Source organism: Variovorax sp. YR216 (assembly GCF_900107745.1).
GTDB lineage: Bacteria > Pseudomonadota > Gammaproteobacteria > Burkholderiales > Burkholderiaceae_C > Variovorax.
In genome coordinates this window covers 610,071-629,049 of sequence record NZ_FNRO01000001.1, presented here as the reverse complement: position 1 = coordinate 629,049, position 18,979 = coordinate 610,071, and the positions used below count along the sequence as shown (strand labels likewise).

Genomic DNA, 18,979 nt, shown 5'->3' with positions numbered 1-18,979 from the left:
ACAGCCAACTGACAGCAGGGCGGCGCATCATACCGGCGTCAGCTTCTACTCAGGTTCAAACAAAGGAGACATCGATGCGCCGAGACACGTTTCTGAAATCCATGGTCGCGTTGGCGGCCACCGGTGCCTTGCCGCTGTCGGCATGGGCCGCCGCCAACATCAAGATGATGATCCCCGCCAACCCGGGCGGCGGATGGGACACCACCGGGCGCGCGCTGGGCAAGGCCCTCACCGACGGCAAGCTGGCCGATACGGTCACCTTCGACAACAAGGGCGGCGCGGCCGGTGCGCTCGGGCTGGCGCAATTCGTCAACGGCTCCAAGGGCGACCCCAACGCGATGATGATCATGGGCGCCGTGATGCTGGGCGGCATCATCACCGGCAAGCCGCCGGTTTCGCTCTCGCAGGCCACGCCGATCGCGCGCCTGACCAGCGAATACAACGTCTTCGTGTTGCCGGCCAACTCGCCGTTCAAGAGCATGAAGGACGTGATCGACCAACTCAAGAAGGATCCGGGCAGCGTGAAGTGGGGCGGCGGCTCGCGCGGCTCCACCGAGCACATCGCGGCGGCGATGATCGCGCAGCGCGTGGGCGTCGATCCGTCCAAGATCAACTACGTTGCTTTCCGTGGGGGCGGTGAGGCCACGGCGGCCATCCTGGGCGGCAACGTCACGGTGGGCGGCAGCGGCTTCAGCGAGTTCGCCGAATACATCAACGCCGGCAAGATGAAGCCGATTGCCGTCACCTCGGCGCAGCGGTTGCCCGGCATCAATGTGCCGACGCTCAAGGAGCAGGGCATCGACGTCGAGATCGGCAACTGGCGCGGCGTGTACGGCGCGCCGGGCATCACGCCCGAGCAGCGCAAGGCCCTGACCGACCTCGTGCTGGCCGCGGTGAAGACGCCGGCGTGGGCCGAAGCGGTGAAGAAGAACGACTGGACGCCGGCAGTGCTCTCGGGCGATGCCTTCGCCAAGTTCGTGGACGATGAGTTCGCGAGCCTGCGCGCCACCATGGTCAAGTCGGGAATGGTCTGACCGTGCAGGCCGCACTGACCTCCACGGCGACGCCAGCGAACTGGCCCCAGACGCTGGTCGGCGTCGGGGTTCTGGTCACCGGCCTCGCCCTCGCGTGGGGCGCGATCGACATCTCGTCCGAGGCCGGCTACGGCGGCGTCGGCCCCAACTTCCTGCCCTGGCTGGTCTCGATCGCGCTCACGGTGTGCGGCGCGTGGATCATCTGGGAAGCGCGCACCGGCGGCTTCCGCGAAATGGAGGAGTCGGACTCGGCGCCTCCGTACTGGACCGGGTTCATCTGGGTCTCGGCCGGGCTGCTGCTCAACGCCGGCCTCATCACCGCCATCGGCTTCATCCTGAGCTGCGCGCTGTGTTACTTGCTCGCGGTGCAGGGCCTGCGCCGCGCCGGCGGGCAGGCGATCGCGAATTCGCCGCGCACCTGGTTCATCGATCTCGTGACCGGCCTCGTCATCTCTGCGCCGGTGTACTGGATGTTCACGAAGTTCCTGGCGATCAACCTCCCGGGCTTGACCGCGACGGGCTGGATCTGAAGCGATGGAAATCTTTAACGCTCTCCTGCACGGCTTCGCGCTCGCGATCACGCCGGCGAATCTTCTCTGGTGCCTGGTCGGCTGCGCCCTCGGCACGGCGGTCGGCGTGCTGCCCGGCATCGGGCCGGCGGTGGCGGTCGCGATGCTGCTGCCGATCACCGGCAAGGTCGACGTCACCGCGTCGATGATCTTCTTCTCGGGCATTTACTACGGCGCCATGTACGGCGGCTCGACCACCTCCATCTTGCTCAACACGCCCGGCGAAACCGCCAGCATGGTGACCGCGATGGAAGGCAACAAGATGGCCAAGAGCGGCCGTGCGGGCGCCGCGCTGGCGACGGCGGCCATCGGGTCGTTCGTGGCGGGCACCATCGCCACGGTGGTGGTCACGCTGTTCGCGCCGTTCGTCGCCGACTTTGCCGTCCGCCTGGGCCCGCCGGAGTACTTCCTGCTGATGCTCCTGGCCTTCACCACGGTGAGCGCGGTGCTCGGCAAGAGCACCCTGCGCGGCATGACGGCGCTGTTCATCGGCCTGGCGGCCGGCTGCATCGGGCTCGATCAGATCTCGGGGCAGGGGCGCTACACCGGCGGCATCCCCGAACTGCTCGACGGCATCGAGATCGTGCTGGTCGCGGTCGGCCTGTTCGCAGTGGCCGAGGTGCTCTACGCGGTGCTGTACGAAGGCCGTGTCGTCGAGGGGCAGAACAAGCTCAGCCGGGTGCACATGACGGCCCGCGACTGGAAGCGTTCGATTCCCGCCTGGCTGCGCGGCACCGCCATCGGCACGCCCTTCGGCTGCATCCCGGCCGGCGGGACAGAAATCCCGACCTTCCTGAGCTATGCGGCCGAGAAGAAGCTGGTGAAGGACCCCGAGGCCCGCGCCGAATTCGGCACCAAGGGCGCGATCGAAGGCGTGGCCGGCCCCGAGGCGGCGAACAACGCGACCGTGACCGCGGCGCTGATCCCGCTGCTGACGCTCGGCATCCCGACGTCGAACACCACCGCGATCCTGCTCGGCGCTTTCCAGAACTACGGCATCCAGCCGGGTCCGCAGCTGTTCACGACCTCGGCCGCACTGGTGTGGGCGCTGATCGCTTCGCTCTACATCGGCAACGTGATGCTGCTGGTGCTGAACCTGCCGATGGTGGGCCTGTGGGTCAAGCTCCTCAAGATCCCGAAGCCGCAGCTTTACGCGGGCATCCTGATCTTCGCGACGGTGGGCGCCTACGGCATGCGGCAAAGCGCGTTCGACCTGCTGCTGCTCTACGCCATCGGCGTGCTGGGCGTGGTGATGCGCCGCTTCGACTTCCCGACCGCGCCGGTGGTGGTTGGCATGATCCTCGGGCCGCTCGCCGAAGCACAGCTTCGCAATGCGATGTCCATCGGCGAAGGCAGTGCAGGCGTGTTCTTCCAGCGGCCCATGTCGATTGCCTTGATCGTCGTGATCCTGGCCGTGCTGGTGCTCCCGCGCCTGGCCAAGCGCATGAGCGCGAGGCCGCAGCTGGCCTGATTCCCGAGGCGGCCGCGCACGCAAAAAAACGCCGCGGACCGCCTGTGCGGCTCCGCGGCGATCGCGACGCTACGGCTTGTTCAACCTTGCTTATTCGGCGGCGGACGATCCGTGGCCGAATCGCGCCAGGCTCATCGAGCGCGTGCTCTGCGCGCGCTGCACTTCGGCCATGAATTCCGGCCCGTTGCGCATGCGCTGATAAGCGGCCATCTGCTGGCGGTATTCCGCGCTGTTCGGATCGAAGTTGTCGCGGTTTGCGACCTGGCTCATGCCGGAGCGAATCCACAGGCGCTCGTCGGCGGCGACTTCGGCACGGCTCGCGGCGCCCGTCTTCGCATCAGCGGGACCGACGCGGTATTCCGCCGGTGCGCTCGCGAAGGTCGAACGGCTCGCGGACAGGTCCGCCGCCACTTCGGCGCGGCTGAAATGGCTGGCGGCGGGAATCGGTGCGCCGACCCACTGCTCGGCCGGCACGGTCTGGGCGGATACGGCACCGGCAAGCGCAAGTGCGGAGATGCCGAGAAATAGTTTTGCATTCATGTTGAAATCTCCTTGAAGCCTTGATGTGTGACGGCGGGGAATCGCTGGATCACAGGGCTGTACTGTGGCGTCGGCGAGCCATCTGCGCTGTGCGTTTGCGCACAGGTTTTCTCAACTGCTCACACGAATGACCATCCAGCGTTCCAGCCTGGCCCTGAAGCACATCGCGCTGCTGGAGGGCCTGTCGCAGCAGCGGCTCGATCAACTGGCCCAGCAATGCCTTTGGCAGAGCGTTCCGGCCGATACGCCACTGCTGTTGCGCTCCGAAGAAAAGAGCGATGTGTATTTCCTGGTGTCGGGCCAGTTGCGCGTGACCACCTATTCGGCCAACGGGCGGCAAATCACCTTCCGCGACCTGAACGAGGGCGAGCACCTCGGCGAGATCGCCGCCATCGACGGCCGGCCGCGTTCGGCCGATGTCGTGACGCTCAGGCCCAGCGTGGTCGCGAGCCTGGATCGCCTCGCGTTCCTCGAGCTGCTGCGCAGCGAGCCGACGGTGGCCGAGCGCGTGATGCAGAACCTGACCTCGCTCGTGCGGCAACTGTCGGAACGCGTCATCGACCTGAGCACGATGGGCGTGCAGAACCGGGTGCATGCCGAGGTGCTCCGTCTTGCGCGGGAGTCGGGCGTCGAGGGCAATCGCGCGCGGCTGGATCCGGCGCCGACGCATGCCGAGCTGGCGAGCCGGGTCAGCACCAACCGCGAGCAGGTCACGCGCGAGCTCAATGCGCTTCAACGTGCGGGCGTTATCGAGAAGGACCGCAAGGCGCTCGTCGTGCTCGACGTGCAGCGCCTCGTCGCGATGCTGGCGGAGGTGCGGGGCTTTCCCTGAAATTCAGCGCTGCGGCTGGGCCGGGACCACCACGGTGGAACGCCCGTCCGGCGAGGTGACTGTGGTCGATCCGGCTGGCGCGGGCGTGCCTTGGGGTGTCACCACGGTCGAGCGGCGATCGCCCGAGCGGACCGTGTTCGTGCCACCGGGCACGGGTGCGCCTTCCGGCTTGACCACGGTGGAGCGCCGATCCCGCGAGCGCGTGGTGACGTTGCCCGTCGCACCGCCGCGCGCCCGGTCCAGCGCCGCGCCGGCATCGCGGATGCAGGCATCGCGCTGCGGCCGGGGCAGCGAGCCGTTGTTGCACTTCGCGACCTGCTCGTCGTAGAGCCGCTGGGCCTCGGCCAGATCGGGCGTCTGGGCAAGCGCAGCCAGCGAAATGCCCAGAAAGGCGCCGGAAACCGTCACACGCTGAAGGATGTTGATCACGGTGTACCTCTGTCGATCGACGATGGCGGGAGTCTATCGCCAGCGTCACGGGCGTGGCCGTGGGGCATCGCTCCACGAATCCGCTTGACTGTCTTGCGAATCCAGTGCTCGGTGTCGTCGACATAGGTGAACACGGCCGGCACCACCAGCAGGCTCAGCACGGTGGATGTGATGAGTCCGCCGATCACCGCCATCGCCATCGGCGAGCGGAAGCTCGAATCCGCCGAGCTCCAGCCGAAGGCGATCGGCGCCATGCCCGCGCCCATCGCGAGCGTGGTCATGATGATCGGCCGTGCCCGCTTGTGGCAGGCGTCGCGCAGCGCATCGAAGCGGCTCATGCCGTGGTCGCGGCGCGCGACGATCGCGTATTCGACCAGCAGGATCGAGTTCTTCGTCGCGATGCCCATCAGCATGATCAGGCCGATCAGCGAGGGCATCGACAGCGCTTTCTGCCCGACCAGCAGCCCGACGAACGCGCCGCCGAGCGCAAGCGGCAGCGCGCACAGGATGGTGATCGGATGCAGGAAGTCCTTGAACAGCAGCACCAGCACGATGTAGATGCACAGCACGCCGGTCAGCATCGCGAGGCCGAAGCTGTTGAACAGTTCGGTCATCACTTCCGCATCGCCCACCTCGGCCACGCGCACGCCGGGCGGCAGGCTGCGGATGGATGGCAGCTTCATCGCCGCATCCTTCGCGTCGCCCAGGCCAACGCCGGACAACTCGATCTCGAAGTTGACGTTGCGCGACCGGTCGTACCGGTCGATCACCGCCGGGCCGCCTTCAATCGACAGGGTGGCGACCTGGCCCAGCATCACTGGCCCGCGCGCACCGGGCACCGCGAGGCGTTCGAGCAGCGAGAGATCCTGCCGCGCCGAATCCTCCAGCTTGACCACGATCGGTACCTGGCGCTGCGCGAGATTGAGCTTGGGCAGGTTCTGGTCGTAGTCGCCGAGCGTGGCGACGCGCAGCGTGTCGGCGATTGCCGTGCTGGTCACGCCGAGGTCGGCGGCACGCGCGAAGTCGGGCCGCACCGCGATTTCGGGGCGGATCAGGCTCGCGGTCGACGTGATGTTGCCGAGGCCAGGGATGGTGCGCAGGTCGCGCTCGACTGCGCGCGCGGCCGTGGTCAGTGCGTTCGGGTCGTCGCCGGAGAGCGCGAGGATGTACTTCTCGCCCGAGCCGCCGAGACCGACCGTGCTGCGCACGCCGGGCAGCGTTTCGAGTGCAGCGCGGATCTTGTTCTCGATCACCTGCTTGCGCGGGCGGTCGCCGCGCGGGTCGAGCTGGATCGTGAGGGTCGACTTGCGCGTCTCGGGCGTGCCGAAGTTCGCGAACGGGTCCCCGCCTGCGCTGCCGCCGCCGACGGTGGTGTAGACGCTGCGCACATGCTCGACCGCCATCACGCGCCGTCGTGTTTCCTCCGCCATCGCGGTGGTCTGCGCGAGCGTCGCCCCGGGCGCGAGCGAGATGTAGACCTGCGTCTGCGAGTTGTCGTCCGGCGGGATGAAGCCGGTCTTGAGCAGCGGAATCATCGCCACCGAGCCGAAGAAGAAGAGGGTGGCGAGCACCATGGTCGCGAAGCGGTGGCGCATCGAGGCTTCGGCCAGGCGCATGTACGCCGATAGCCAGCGCGGTTCCTTCTCGGCCGTGACGATCGGTTTGAGGATGTAGGCCGCCATCATCGGCGTGAGCATCCGCGCCACCACCAGCGAGGCGAACACCGCGAGCGAGGCGGTCCAGCCGAACTGCTTGAAGAACTTGCCGGCCACGCCGCTCATGAAGGCGGTTGGCAGGAACACCGCGATCAGCGTGAAGGTGGTTGCGATCACCGCAAGGCCGATCTCGTCGGCCGCCTCCATCGCGGCCTGGTACGGCGTCTTGCCCATGCGCAGGTGGCGCACGATGTTCTCGACCTCCACGATCGCGTCGTCCACCAGGATGCCGACCACCAGCGACAGGGCGAGCAGCGTGACCACGTTGATGGAAAAGCCCAACAGGAACATGCCGACGAACGCCGGGATCACCGACATCGGCAGCGCGACCGCCGACACGAAGGTCGCGCGCCAGTCGCGCAGGAAGAGCCACACCACCACCACTGCAAGGATGGCGCCTTCGTACAGCAGGTGCAGCGAGCCTTCGTATTCCTCGCGCACCGGCTCGACGAAGTTGAAGGCCTCGGTGAGGTGGATGTCGGGGCGCTCGGCGCGCATCTGCGCGAGCACCTTCTGCACCGCATCGCCCACTTCGACCTCGCTCGCGCCGCGGCTGCGTGCGACCTCGAAGCCGACCACCGGCTTGCCGTCGAGGAAGGCGGCGGCGCGCGGCTCGGCGATCGTGTCGCTGATGCGCGCCACCTGGTCGAGCCGGATGCGCCGGCCGTCCGAGAGCGAAATCTGGATGTCCGCGATCTCGTCCGCCGAGCGCACCGTGGCGAGCGTGCGCACCGGCTGCTCGCTGCCGCCCAGGTCGGTGCGGCCGCCGGCGCTTTCGATCTGCTGCTGCCGCAGCTGGCGCGAGATGTCGGCCGTGGTCGCACCGAGCGCCTGCAGCTTGCCCGGGTCGAGATCGACATGCACCTGCCGCGTGACGCCGCCCACGCGATTGACCGCGCCCACGCCGCTGATCGCGAGCAGGCGGCGGGTCACGTCGTTGTCGACGAACCACGAGAGCTCCTGGTCGTCCATGCGCGACGACGAGATCGTGAACGCCAGCACCGGCTGCGCCGCGAAGTCGAGCTTGGTGATGACCGGATCGCGCAGGTCCGCGGGCAGGTCGGCGCGCACGCGCTGCACCGCGGATCGGACGTCGTCGACCGCTTCCTGCACCGGCTTTTCGAGGCGGAACTCGACGATCAGCGTGACCGCGCCGTCCTGCACCTTGGTCGTGATGTGCTTGAGACCCTGCACGGTGGCGATCGAGTTCTCGATCTTGCGCGCCACGTCGTTCTCGAGCTGCGACGGCGATGCGCCCGGCAGCGCTGCCGAGACGGTGACCGTCGGCAGGTCGATGTCGGGGAAGTTCTGCACCTTCATCGCGTTGAAGGACAGCAGTCCGCCGAAGGTGAGCAGCACGAACAGCATCACCGCCGGGATCGGGTTTCTGATCGACCAAGCCGAGACGTTCACTTTGCAGCTCCATTTGCCGGATTGCCGGGCAACGCGTCCACGACGCGCACCAGGTCGCCATCGTTCAGGAAACCCGCGCCCTGCACGACCACGCGCGCGTCGGGCGGCAGCGGGCTGGTGATTTCGATGCGGTCGCCAACTCTCCGGCCGGTCTCGATGCGCAGCATCGAGACGCGGCTGTCGGGCTGCATCACCAGCAGGTGATTGAAGCCATCGCGCGGCACCACCGACGCGAGCGGCACCGTGACCGCGCTGCTGCGCCCCAGCATGAAATCGCCGCGCGCGAACATGCCGGCCTTGATGCCGGTGTTCTGCTGCACGTCGGGGATGTCGACGTAGATCAGTGCGGCGCGCGTCTGCGGGTCCACCGTGGGCGCCACGCTGCGCACCTTGCCGTTGACCGTCGCGCCGGTCGCGCTCACCACGACCGCGGGCGTGCCGACCGTGATGCGGCCGAGTTCGGACGAGGTGATCTCCGCGCGCCATTCGAGACGGCTCTGGCGAATCAGCCGGAACAGTTCCGTGCCCGCCGACACCACGCTGCCCACGGTGGCGGTGCGGGAGGAGATCACGCCGTCGTCCGGCGCCATCACCTTGGTATTTCGGCCGCGCACCTGCTGCGCCGCGAGCACCGCTTCCGCCGCCTCGACGCGCGCCTTGGCGGTCTGCTCGGCGGTCGTGTACTGGTTGATCTGCTGCTGGCTCATCGCACCGGTTGCCTGCAAGGTGCGCGCACGCGCCGCGGTGCCGGCCGCATCGGCGGCGGTCGCGCGCGCCTCGGCCAGCGAGGCCTTGGCCTGCGCCACGTCGGCATCCACCGATTCGCCGGAGAACACCGCGAGCACCTGGCCCTTCTTGACCGCATCGCCCACGTTCACCCGCACTTCGGCGAGACGCAGGCCGGTGGACTCGGAGCCGATGCTGGCTTCCTGCCACGCCGCGACATTGCCGTTGGCGGAAAGGGTGACATTGAGCTCGCTGGTTTCCGGCTTGGCGACGGTGACCGTCAGCGTGGGCCGGGCGGTCGATGCCGCCGCCCTCGCATGCTCGCCGCGGGGCGACTTGCCGCGCGCGAGCCAGAACCCTGCGCCCGCGAGCACCAGCACAACCAATGCGATGAGGATGAGAGTAGAGCGTTTCTTCATTCTTCTTACGGTGACGGAGCGGCCGTCGGGGCCGTCGTTGCGATCGATTCGGGCCGCGACCAGCCGCCGCCCATGGCGCGGTAGAGCGCCACCCAGGCTTCGGCGCGCTCGCGCTGCAGCGACACGCGCGACGTCTGCGAGACGAACAGCGTGCGCCGCGCGTCCTCGAGGTCGAACAGGCTCGCGAGCCCGGTGCTGAAGCGCGCCTGCGTGGCGTCGAACGACGCCTGGTAGTTGCGCACCGCCGTCTCGGCGTCCTCGGCCCGATCATCGGTGCTGCGCAGATTGATCAGTGCCTCCTCGACCTCGCGCACCGCCTGCCGCACGCTCGCGCGGTACTGGGAGACCGCCTCGTCGTAGCGAACCTTCGCCGCCGCTTCATTGGCCGCGAGCGTGCCGCCGTCGAAGATCGGCAGGTTGAGTGCGAGCGGGCCGATGGTCCAGGTGTCGAACGTCTCGCGGAACCCGCCTGTGCGCACCTGCACCATGGCGATCGAGCCCTGCAGCGTCAGCCTCGGAAATCGCTGCGCGAGCGCGGCGCCCGCATCGGCGCTGGCGGCCGCAACGCCGAGTTCGGCCGCGTACACATCGGGCCGTTGCGCGAGCGCTTCGGCCGGCACGCTGTGCACCGCCTGAACGGCCGGCAGCGCGACATCGATCGGCGCCGCTTCGAGCTTGGCCTTGAGCACCGGCGCCTCGATGCCCGTGAGCGACACCAGCGCCTGCTCGAGCACTGCGCACTGCGCCCGCTGCTGCGTGAGCCGCCCCGACGCTTCGGCGGCGCTGGCGCGCGCGAGGGCCGCGTCGGCCGGCGCGGTAAAGCCCGCGCGCATCGACAGGTCGGTGAGGCGCGCGGTTTCGGCACGCGATTGCGCATCGGAAGTGGACACCGCGAGTTGCCGGCGGCAGGCGCGCTCGCCCAGATAGGTGTTCGCGGTTTCGGCCGCGACCGACACCCGCGCGTCATGCCACTTCGCATCCGCACCCGCAAGTCGCGCCTGACTGGCGTCGCGGTTCGCGCGAAGGCCGCCGAACAGGTCGATTTCCCAACTCGATTGCAGCGCGGCCTGGCCGGTCGTGAGGATCGGCAGGCTGGTGCTGACCCCCTCGGTGCTGGTGGTGCCGGTGAAGCCGGACGTCGGCGAATTGCCGCGGCTGGCCGACAACTGGCCGTTGAGATTCGGAATCAGCGCCGCGCCGGCCGACACACGCGTCGCCCGTGCTTCGGCGATCCGCGCACCGGCGCTCGCCACCGTGGGGCTCACCGCTTCGCTGGCGAAGATCAGTTCGACCAGAAGCGGGTCGTGCAACTGCTCCCACCATTGCCCGAGCGTGGGCAGCGAGCCGCCGTGGGGCAGGGGGGCCGTGGACGCGGGGAGCGGGTTGCTCCATGCTGGCGGCGTGGGTGCATCGGCCTTTTCCGGTGGGCGCGGGACGGCGCAGGCGGAAAGCAGCAAAAGGGAGGCAACGAGCGGGAGCGCCGGAAGCCGGGAATTCCTCATGAGATTGGGGTTCCGCAAAAAAGGCGTCGTCGGCCGGCTGGATCAGCCGCCGCAATGCCATCGTGAGGCCGGTAGGCCCGTGGAAACCGCGGAGCATAACAAGGCGAATGAGGGTGCCGGTGTCGGTGTGCATCGCGTCTTCAGGGGATTTTTCTTGCGTCGAGCGAGGGCCTGTCCTGACGTCGCACAGAGAACGCTACGATCCCGCCCATGCCCCCCGCCACCGCCGCTCCACCCGCACTTCCGCTCGACGCCGACGGCATCCTCGCGCTGGCCGCGCGGTCGATGTTCCATCTGTTCTCCAGCATCAGCCAGGGCATGTTCCTGGTCGATCGCACCGGGCGCATCGTGTGGGTGAACGAGGGCTATCGGCGCTTCCTGCCGGCGTTGGGCTTCTCGTCGATCGACCAGTTCCTCGGCCACATGGTCGAGGACGTGATTCCCAACACGCAGATGCGCCGCGTGCTCGAGACCGGCGAGCCGATCCTGGTCGATCTGCTGACCAACAAGGCCGGGACTTTCGTGGTCAGCCGCCTTCCCTTGCGCGAGGAGGGTGAGGGCGCCGCGATGGGCGACGTGATCGGCGCGATCGGCATCGTGCTGTTCGACCATCCCGAGACGACGCTGCAGCCGCTGATCAGCAAGTTCGCGCTGCTCCAGCGCGACCTCGACGATGCGCGGCGCGAGCTGGCGAGCCAGCGCGCCAATCCGCTCTACCAGCAGTCGGCGGACGGGCAGCGGCGGTCCAAGTACACCTTCGCGAGCTTCATCGGCAGCAGTCCGGCCGCGGTCGAGGTCAAACGCCACGCGCGGCGCGCGGCGCAGTCGTCGAGCCCGGTGCTGCTGCTGGGCGAGACCGGCACGGGCAAGGAACTGCTGGCCCATGCGATCCACGCGGCATCGACGCGAGCGCAAGGGCTCTTCGTGAGCGTGAACATCGCTGCGGTGCCGGACACGCTGCTCGAAGCCGAATTCTTCGGCGTCGCGCCCGGCGCGTTCACCGGCGCGGACCGCAAGGCGCGCGAGGGCAAGTTCAAGCTGGCCGATGGCGGCACGCTGTTCCTCGACGAAATCGGCGACATGCCGCTGGGCCTGCAGGCCAAGCTGCTACGGGCGTTGCAGGAAGGCGAGATCGAGCCGCTGGGGTCGAACAAGCTGGTTCCGTTCGATGCCCGCGTGATCGCGGCGACCTCGCGCGATCTGGCGGCGCTGGTGCGAGAAGGACGCTTCCGCGAAGACCTGTACTACCGCCTCAACGTGCTGCCGGTGCGGGTGCCGCCATTGCGCGAACGCCGCGGCGACATCCCCGCGCTGGTGGAGGCGCTGGGCGAAGACATGGCGCTGCGCAGCGGCGAGGCGCCGCCCGAACTGACGCCCGAAGCGCTGGCGCTGCTGGCCGCGCAGCACTGGCGCGGCAACATCCGCGAGCTGCGCAATGTGCTGGAGCAGGTGACCATGCGCAGCGATTCACAGCGCATCGATGCGCCCCAGCTCGAACGCATCCTGCGCGAAGCCGGACAGGAGAACATCGCGCCGCCGACCCGCGTGCAGGCCGAGCCCGCCACCGAAGCGGAGGAGCGCGCCCTGTTGCTGCGACCGCTCGCGCAGCAGGTCGCCGAACTGGAGCGCAAGGCCATCGCCGCTGCGATGGCAGAGACTGGCGGCAACAAGCTCGCGACCTCGCGGCTGCTCGGAATCTCGCGCGCGACGCTCTATGAACGTCTGGAAAACCCTGAATAAAAAGCAGGCAATTGTCTGAATTAAAGACAATCGATTTGTCTTGATTCCGTCCGTTTCGAGAGCGAAGCGCGGGAAAGTCCTTTGTTTCCAAGGTGATGGCGCTTGGCACGATGTGTGCAATATTCAGCCATCATCATCAGGAGACAAAGAATGCACCGTCGCCACCTCGTCGCTCTGGCCGCCATGGCCACCGCCGGAGTCACCGCTTTCACCGCACCGGCCTGGGCGCGGTCCAACGAGATCCGCATCGCCCACATCTACAGCAAGACCGGGCCGCTCGAAGCCTACGGCAAGCAGACGCAGACCGGCCTGATGATGGGCCTGGACTACGCCACGGGCGGGACCATGATGGTCAACGGCAAGAAGCTCGTGGTCATCGAGAAGGACGATCAGGGCAAGCCGGACCTCGGCAAGTCGCTGCTGGCGGCGGCCTATGCGGACGACAAGGCGGCGATCGCGGTCGGCCCGACGTCGTCGGGCGTGGCGCTCGCGATGCTGCCGGTGGCTGAGGAATACAAGAAGATCCTGCTGGTCGAGCCGGCCGTGGCCGATTCGATCACCGGCGACAAGTGGAATAAGTACATCTTCCGCACTGGCCGCAACAGCTCGCAGGACGCGATCTCCAACGCCGTGGCGGTCGACAAGGCCGGCGTCACCGTCGCCACGCTGGCGCAGGACAACGCCTTCGGCCGCGACGGCGTGAAGGCGTTCAAGGACGCGCTCAAGAAGGCCAAGCTGGTTCATGAGGAATACCTGCCGGCCGCGACGACCGACTTCACCGCCGGCGCCCAGCGCCTGATCGACAAGCTCAAGGACCAGCCGGGCCGCAAGATCATCTGGATCGTGTGGGCCGGCGCGGGCAACCCGTTCAAGATCGTCGACCTCGACCTCAAGCGCTACAACATCGAGATCGCGACCGGCGGCAACATCCTGCCGGCAATGGCGGCCTACAAGGCGCTGCCGGGCATGGAAGGCGCGGCCTACTACTACTTCGGCATCCCGAAGAACCCGGTGAACGAGGCGATGGTCGCGGCGCACTACAAGGAATTCAAGACGCCGCCGGACTTCTTCACCGCCGGCGGCTTCTCCGCCGCGATGGCGCTGGTGACGGCGCTGAAGAAGACGGGCGGCGACACCAGCACCAACAAGCTGATCTCGACGATGGAGGGCATGAGCTTCGACACGCCGAAGGGCAAGATGACCTTCCGCAAGGAAGACCACCAGGCGATGCAGAGCATGTACCACTTCAAGATCAAGGTGGATCCGGCCTTTGCGTGGGGCGTGCCTGAGCTCGTGCACGAGATCAAGCCCGAAGAGATGGATATCCCCATCAGGAATAAACGCTGACCCCCAGCCTCGCGCACTGCGTGTCGCTCTGACACCCCCTTTCAGGGGGCAACCCCGGCGGCCCGGCAAAGCCGGTTCCGCGGGGTTCCTGGCTTCACTCGCGTAGCCAGCAACGCTTTCCCCATCTGTCCCCTCGCAAGAGGGGGACGGTTCAGTGCACCTCGAAAAAACCAACAGGAGACAACGATGAAGCGCAACTGGATGATGATGAAGACGAGCATGGTCGCGGCTTTCGCTGCGCTGGCGACGCACGCTGCCACGGCCGCGGTGCCGTTGCCTGCGCTCGGGGCCAATTCCGCGGAGGTCAGCGTGTCTGGGCTATCCGCGGGCGGGTTCATGGCAGCGCAGCTGCACGTCGCCTATTCGGCGACCTTCAAGCGCGGGGCGGGTGTCGTCGCGGGCGGGCCGTACTACTGCGCCGAGGGATCGATCGTCAACGCGACCGGCCGCTGCATGTCGCACAGCAGCAGCATCCCGGTGTCGTCGCTGGTGAGCACCACCAACAGCTGGGCGTCGAGCGGCACCATCGACCCGGTGTCGAACCTCGCGAACTCGAAGGTCTATCTCTACTCCGGCACCTCGGACAACACGGTGGTGCAGGCCGTGATGAACGACCTCAAGACCTACTACCAGAGCTTCGTTCCGACGGCCAACACCTTCTACAAGAACACCATCGGCTCCGGTCACGCGATGATCACCGATGACTACGGCAGCAGCTGCAGCACGACGGCCTCGCCGTACATCAACAACTGCGGCTTCGACCTGGCAGGCGACATCCTCCAGTACCTCTATGGCACGCTGAACGCGCGCAACAACGGCACGCTCTCGGGCACTTTCACCGAGTTCAACCAGACCGATTTCGTGAGCGGCCACGGCATGGCCTCGACCGGGTGGATCTATGTGCCGCAAAGCTGCAGCAGCACGTCGTGCCGCGTGCATGTGGTGCTGCACGGCTGCAAGCAGAACTACACCGACATCGGCGACAAGTACGTTCGCAACACGGGCTACAACCGCTGGGCCGACACCAACAACATCATCCTGATCTACCCGCAGACCAGCACCGCGGCGACCAACAGCTGCTTCGACTGGTGGGGCTACGACAACGCGAACTACGCGAAGAAGTCCGGCCCGCAGATGGCCGCGATCAAGGCCATGGTCGACCGCGTGACCAGCGGCTCGACCGGCGGCGGTGGGGGCGGATCGACGCTCGCCGCACCGACCGGTGTCGGCACCTCCGGCGCGACCAGCAGCAGCATGGTCATCGGATGGAACGCCGTCTCGGGCGCTGCGAGCTACAACGTCTATCGTGGAGGCAGCAAGGTGAATGCGTCGGCGGTCTCGGCCACCAGCTACACCGATACCGGGCTCGCCGCATCGACCACCTACAGCTGGAGCGTGACCGCGGTCGACACGAGCAACGTCGAGGGTGCGATGTCGACGGCAGCCACCGGCACCACGCTCGCCGCCAGCGGCGGTGGGACCACGCCGGTCTGCTACACCGCGAGCAATTACGCCCACACCACCGCGGGTCGCGCCACGCAGACCGGCGGCTATACCTATGCCAACGGTTCCAACCAGAACATGGGCCTGTGGAACACCTTCGTCACCACGACCCTGAAACAGACCGGAACCAACTACTACGTGATTGGCACCTGCTGATTCCAACCCGCGCCGCCGCGAGGCGGCTTCAACCTTCGATCGATGCTTGAGACCCGAAACCTGACCATCCGCTTCGGCGGCCACGTGGCGGTCAATGCTGTCAGCTGCGCTTTCGCGCCCGGCACGTTGACTGCCATCGTCGGCCCCAACGGCGCCGGCAAGACCACCTACTTCAATCTCATCTCGGGCCAGCTCAAGGCGACCGAGGGGACGGTGATGCTCGACGGGCAATTGCTGTCGGGCCTGCCGGCCTCGGCGCGCACGCGGGCGGGGCTGGGGCGCGCGTTCCAGCTCACCAACCTGTTTCCCAACCTCACCGTGCTGGAGAACGTGCGGCTCGCGGTGCAGGCGACGCGCGAAGGCGCGCACCGGCGCGGCCTCAACCTCTGGAGCATCTGGAGCGACCACCGTGCGCTGACCGAGCGCGCCGAACGGATCCTCTCGGATGTGGCGCTCAAGGCCAAGGAGCACGCGACCGTGGCGAGCCTGCCGCACGGCGACCAGCGCAAGCTGGAAGTCGCGCTGCTGATGGCGCTCGAACCGAAGGTGTTCATGTTCGACGAGCCGACCGCCGGCATGAACGCCGCCGAAGCGCCGGTGATCCTCGACCTGATCCGCGCGCTCAAGAAGGACAAGACGAAAACCATCCTGCTGGTCGAGCACAAGATGGATGTGGTGCGCGAACTCGCGGACCGCATCATCGTGCTGCACAACGGCCAGCTCGTGGCCGATGGCGAACCGGCCGAGGTGATCGCCTCGCCGGTGGTTCAAGAGGCCTATCTCGGTGTCGCGAAGGAGGCCGCATGACCACCACGAACCTGTTGGAACTGAGCGGCGTGCACACGCACATCGGGGCGTATCACATCCTCCACGGCGTCAACCTCGCGGTGCCGAAGGGCCAGCTCACCATGCTGCTCGGCCGCAACGGCGCCGGCAAGACGACCACGCTGCGGACCATCATGGGCCTGTGGCATGCGTCGCAGGGCAGCGTGCGCTTCGGCAGCACCGACATCACCGCGATGCGCACGCCCCAGATCGCCGAACTCGGCATCGCCTACGTGCCCGAGAACATGGGCATCTTCTCGGACCTCACCGTGAAGGAAAACATGCTGCTGGCCGCGCGTGCGGCGAAGAACGCGGACCAGATGGACGACTCGCGGCTCAAGTGGATCTTCAAGCTCTTCCCGGCGGTCGAGAAATTCTGGAACCATCCCGCGGGCAAGCTCTCGGGTGGGCAGAAGCAGATGCTCGCGGTGTCGCGCGCGATCGTCGAGCCACGCGAGCTGCTGATCGTCGACGAACCCAGCAAGGGCCTCGCGCCCGCAATCATCAACAACATGATCGACGCGTTCAGCGAGCTCAAGAAGAGCGGCGTGACGATCCTGCTCGTCGAACAGAACATCAACTTCGCACAAAGGCTGGGCGACACGGTCGCCGTGATGGACAACGGCGTCGTGGTGCACAGCGGCAGCATGGCCGCGTTCTCGGCGGACGAAGCCTTGCAGCAATCCCTGCTGGGGCTGGCACTATGAACAAAGACTTCGACTGGAAACCATTGGCGCTCGTGCCGGTGCTTGCGCTGATCGCATTGCCGCTCACGGGCTCTGTCTCGACCTGGCTCACGCTCACGGTCGCGGGACTCGCGATGGGGATGATCATCTTCATCATCGCCTCCGGCCTCACGCTGGTCTTCGGGCTGATGGACGTGCTGAACTTCGGCCACGGCGTGTTCATCGCGCTCGGCGCGTTCGTCGCGAGCACCGTGCTCGGCGGCATGAGCGACTGGACCGGCTCGCAGGCGCTGTGGCGCAACCTGGTCGCCGTCTTCCCGGCCATGCTGGTGGCGATGCTGGTTGCGGGCGCGGTCGGCCTGGCGTTCGAGCGTTTCATCGTGCGGCCGGTCTATGGCCAGCACCTGAAGCAGATCCTCATCACGATGGGCGGCATGATCATCGGCGAGGAACTGATCAAGGTGATCTGGGGTCCCGGCCAGGTCCCGCTGCCGCTGCCCGACGCGCTGCGCGGCTCGCTGTTCATCGGCGATGCGGCGATCAGCAAGTACCGCATCCTCGCGGTGATCGTCGGCGCTTTCGTCTTCGGCCTGCTCGCCTGGACGCTGGGCCGGACCAAGATCGGCCTCCTGATCCGCGCCGGCGTGCAGGACCGCGAGATGGTCGAGTCGCTCGGCTACCGCATCGGCCGGCTCTTCGTCGGCGTGTTCGTGGTGGGCAGCGCGCTGGCCGGTCTCGGCGGCGTGATGTGGGGCCTGTTCCAGCAGAACCTGATCCCGCAGATGGGCGCGCAGGTCAACGTGCTGATCTTCATCGTGATCATCATCGGCGGCCTCGGGTCGACGACCGGGGCGCTGATCGGCGCGCTGCTCGTGGGCCTGATGAACAACTACACCGGCTTCCTGATGCCGACGCTCACGCAGTTCGCGAGCATCTTCCTGATGGTCGCCGTGCTGCTGTGGCGGCCCCAGGGCGTCTACCCCGTCGCGAACCGTTGAAAGGACGACCCATGATTTCCCGTCTTCTTTCCAACGATATGCCGCGCAACCGCATGCTGGCGGTGCTGCTGCTCGCCGTGGTGCTGGGACTCGCGTTCGCGCCGTTCATCTTCCCAGGCGTCAAGGCGCTCAGCGTCGCGGCCAAGGTGCTGGTGTTCATCGTGCTGGTCGCGAGCTTCGATCTGCTGCTCGGCTATACCGGGATCGTCAGCTTCGCGCAGACGATGTTCTTCGGCATCGGCGCCTACGGCATCGCGATCTCGGCGACGCGCCTCGGATCGGGCTGGGGCGCCTTGCTGCTCGGGCTCGGCTTGGCGCTGGCGATCTCGCTGGTGCTGTCGTTGGCCATTGGCCTGTTCTCGCTGCGGGTGCGCGCGATCTTCTTCGCGATGATCACGCTCGCGGTGGCCTCGGCCTTCCAGACGCTGGCGTCGCAGTTGTCGGACTTCACCGGCGGCGAGGATGGCCTGACTTTCAAGCTGCCCGAGCTGATCTCGCCGAGCTTCGAGTTCGCGGAGGAGCCCTTCCTCGGCGTGTCGCTCGATGGCCGGCTGCTCTGCTACTACATGCTGTTCGTGCTTGCGGTGGTGCTGGTGCTCGCCTTGCTGCGCATCGTGAACTCGCCGTTCGGCCGTGTGCTGCAGGCGATTCGCGAGAACGAGTTCCGCGCCGAGGCGATCGGCTACCGCGTGGTGGTGTATCGCACGATCGCATCGGTGCTCTCGGCACTCTTTGCGACGCTCGCCGGCGCCATGCTCGCGATCTGGCTGCGCTACAACGGGCCGGACACTTCGCTGAGCTTCGAAATCATGATCGACGTGCTGCTGATCGTGGTCATCGGCGGCATGGGCACGATGTACGGCGCGGTGGTCGGCAGCGTGATCTTCGTGGTCGCGCAGAGCTACCTGCAGGACCTGCTGCGCATCGGCAGCGAAGCCGCGAGCGGGGTGCCGGGGCTGTCGTCGCTGCTGTCGCCGGACCGCTGGCTGCTGTGGCTCGGGGTCCTCTTCGTGCTGTCGGTCTACTACTTCCCCACCGGCATCGTCGGCCGGTTGCGCAAATGAATACGGAGGC

16 protein-coding genes are annotated in these 18,979 nt (G+C 67.2%); 11 read left to right on the top strand and 5 right to left on the bottom strand.

Features of this window, described 5'->3' with window-relative positions:
• The first annotated feature begins 74 nt into the window (after nucleotides 1-74).
• The 3 genes from BLW05_RS02965 to BLW05_RS02955 are packed head-to-tail and all read left to right on the top strand — an operon-like array spanning nucleotide 75 to nucleotide 3,074.
• Nucleotides 75-1,034 (top strand): Bug family tripartite tricarboxylate transporter substrate binding protein, encoded by a 960-nt coding sequence (locus tag BLW05_RS02965; protein WP_093159441.1) that lies wholly within the window; start codon nucleotides 75-77, stop codon nucleotides 1,032-1,034.
• A gap of 2 nt (nucleotides 1,035-1,036) precedes the next feature.
• Nucleotides 1,037-1,564: a tripartite tricarboxylate transporter TctB family protein gene (locus BLW05_RS02960; protein WP_256329988.1), complete on the top strand. Its 528-nt coding sequence runs from the start codon at nucleotides 1,037-1,039 to the stop codon at nucleotides 1,562-1,564.
• Nucleotides 1,565-1,568: 4 nt separating this feature from the next.
• On the top strand, nucleotides 1,569-3,074 hold the full coding sequence (locus tag BLW05_RS02955; protein WP_093159438.1) for a tripartite tricarboxylate transporter permease: 1,506 nt from the start codon (nucleotides 1,569-1,571) through the stop codon (nucleotides 3,072-3,074).
• 90 nt (nucleotides 3,075-3,164) lie between these two features.
• On the opposite strand, the gene BLW05_RS02950 is transcribed toward BLW05_RS02955, so the two are convergent.
• Entirely contained in the window at nucleotides 3,165-3,614 is a 450-nt protein-coding gene (locus BLW05_RS02950) for a hypothetical protein (protein WP_093159436.1), read from the bottom strand.
• 127 nt (nucleotides 3,615-3,741) lie between these two features.
• Here BLW05_RS02950 and BLW05_RS02945 point away from each other — a divergent pair, with 127 nt between their 5' ends.
• Nucleotides 3,742-4,446, top strand: a complete 705-nt coding sequence (locus BLW05_RS02945; protein ID WP_093159433.1) for a Crp/Fnr family transcriptional regulator — start codon at nucleotides 3,742-3,744, stop codon at nucleotides 4,444-4,446.
• A gap of 3 nt (nucleotides 4,447-4,449) precedes the next feature.
• On the opposite strand, the gene BLW05_RS02940 is transcribed toward BLW05_RS02945, so the two are convergent.
• Genes BLW05_RS02940 through BLW05_RS02925 form a run of 4 tightly spaced genes read right to left on the bottom strand, consistent with a single transcriptional unit; the run spans nucleotide 4,450 to nucleotide 10,650 of the window.
• A complete protein-coding gene (locus BLW05_RS02940) occupies nucleotides 4,450-4,875 on the bottom strand; it encodes a hypothetical protein (RefSeq protein ID WP_093159431.1) in 426 nt (141 codons plus the stop codon).
• Nucleotides 4,872-8,003, bottom strand: coding sequence for an efflux RND transporter permease subunit (locus BLW05_RS02935; RefSeq protein ID WP_093159428.1), 3,132 nt, complete (start codon nucleotides 8,001-8,003; stop codon nucleotides 4,872-4,874). Before BLW05_RS02935 ends, BLW05_RS02940 begins: the two co-directional genes overlap by 4 nt.
• The gene (locus BLW05_RS02930) at nucleotides 8,000-9,148 is read right to left on the bottom strand and encodes an efflux RND transporter periplasmic adaptor subunit (RefSeq protein ID WP_093159426.1); all 1,149 of its coding nucleotides are present in this window, start codon (nucleotides 9,146-9,148) and stop codon (nucleotides 8,000-8,002) included. Before BLW05_RS02930 ends, BLW05_RS02935 begins: the two co-directional genes overlap by 4 nt.
• Nucleotides 9,149-9,153: 5 nt before the next feature.
• Nucleotides 9,154-10,650 carry an efflux transporter outer membrane subunit gene (locus BLW05_RS02925; RefSeq protein ID WP_093159423.1) on the bottom strand — a complete coding sequence of 499 codons (1,497 nt, stop codon included), beginning with the start codon at nucleotides 10,648-10,650 and terminating at the stop codon, nucleotides 9,154-9,156.
• A 210-nt stretch (nucleotides 10,651-10,860) separates the two neighbouring features.
• Here BLW05_RS02925 and BLW05_RS02920 point away from each other — a divergent pair, with 210 nt between their 5' ends.
• From BLW05_RS02920 to BLW05_RS02890, 7 genes are all read left to right on the top strand, one after another.
• The gene (locus tag BLW05_RS02920) at nucleotides 10,861-12,390 is read left to right on the top strand and encodes a sigma-54 interaction domain-containing protein (protein WP_177142535.1); all 1,530 of its coding nucleotides are present in this window, start codon (nucleotides 10,861-10,863) and stop codon (nucleotides 12,388-12,390) included.
• 150 nt (nucleotides 12,391-12,540) lie between these two features.
• Nucleotides 12,541-13,737, top strand: coding sequence for a substrate-binding domain-containing protein (locus BLW05_RS02915; RefSeq protein ID WP_093159418.1), 1,197 nt, complete (start codon nucleotides 12,541-12,543; stop codon nucleotides 13,735-13,737).
• Between the two features lie 186 nt (nucleotides 13,738-13,923).
• The gene (locus tag BLW05_RS02910) at nucleotides 13,924-15,396 is read left to right on the top strand and encodes an extracellular catalytic domain type 2 short-chain-length polyhydroxyalkanoate depolymerase (RefSeq protein ID WP_371126908.1); all 1,473 of its coding nucleotides are present in this window, start codon (nucleotides 13,924-13,926) and stop codon (nucleotides 15,394-15,396) included.
• A 42-nt stretch (nucleotides 15,397-15,438) separates the two neighbouring features.
• The gene (locus BLW05_RS02905) at nucleotides 15,439-16,203 is read left to right on the top strand and encodes an ABC transporter ATP-binding protein (protein WP_093159416.1); all 765 of its coding nucleotides are present in this window, start codon (nucleotides 15,439-15,441) and stop codon (nucleotides 16,201-16,203) included.
• Nucleotides 16,200-16,928, top strand: coding sequence for an ABC transporter ATP-binding protein (locus BLW05_RS02900; RefSeq protein WP_093159413.1), 729 nt, complete (start codon nucleotides 16,200-16,202; stop codon nucleotides 16,926-16,928). Before BLW05_RS02905 ends, BLW05_RS02900 begins: the two co-directional genes overlap by 4 nt.
• On the top strand, nucleotides 16,925-17,905 hold the full coding sequence (locus BLW05_RS02895) for a branched-chain amino acid ABC transporter permease (RefSeq protein ID WP_093159412.1): 981 nt from the start codon (nucleotides 16,925-16,927) through the stop codon (nucleotides 17,903-17,905). The genes BLW05_RS02900 and BLW05_RS02895 overlap by 4 nt, the downstream gene beginning before the upstream one ends.
• A gap of 11 nt (nucleotides 17,906-17,916) precedes the next feature.
• Nucleotides 17,917-18,969 (top strand): branched-chain amino acid ABC transporter permease, encoded by a 1,053-nt coding sequence (locus BLW05_RS02890; RefSeq protein WP_093159409.1) that lies wholly within the window; start codon nucleotides 17,917-17,919, stop codon nucleotides 18,967-18,969.
• Nucleotides 18,970-18,979: the final 10 nt, after the last annotated feature.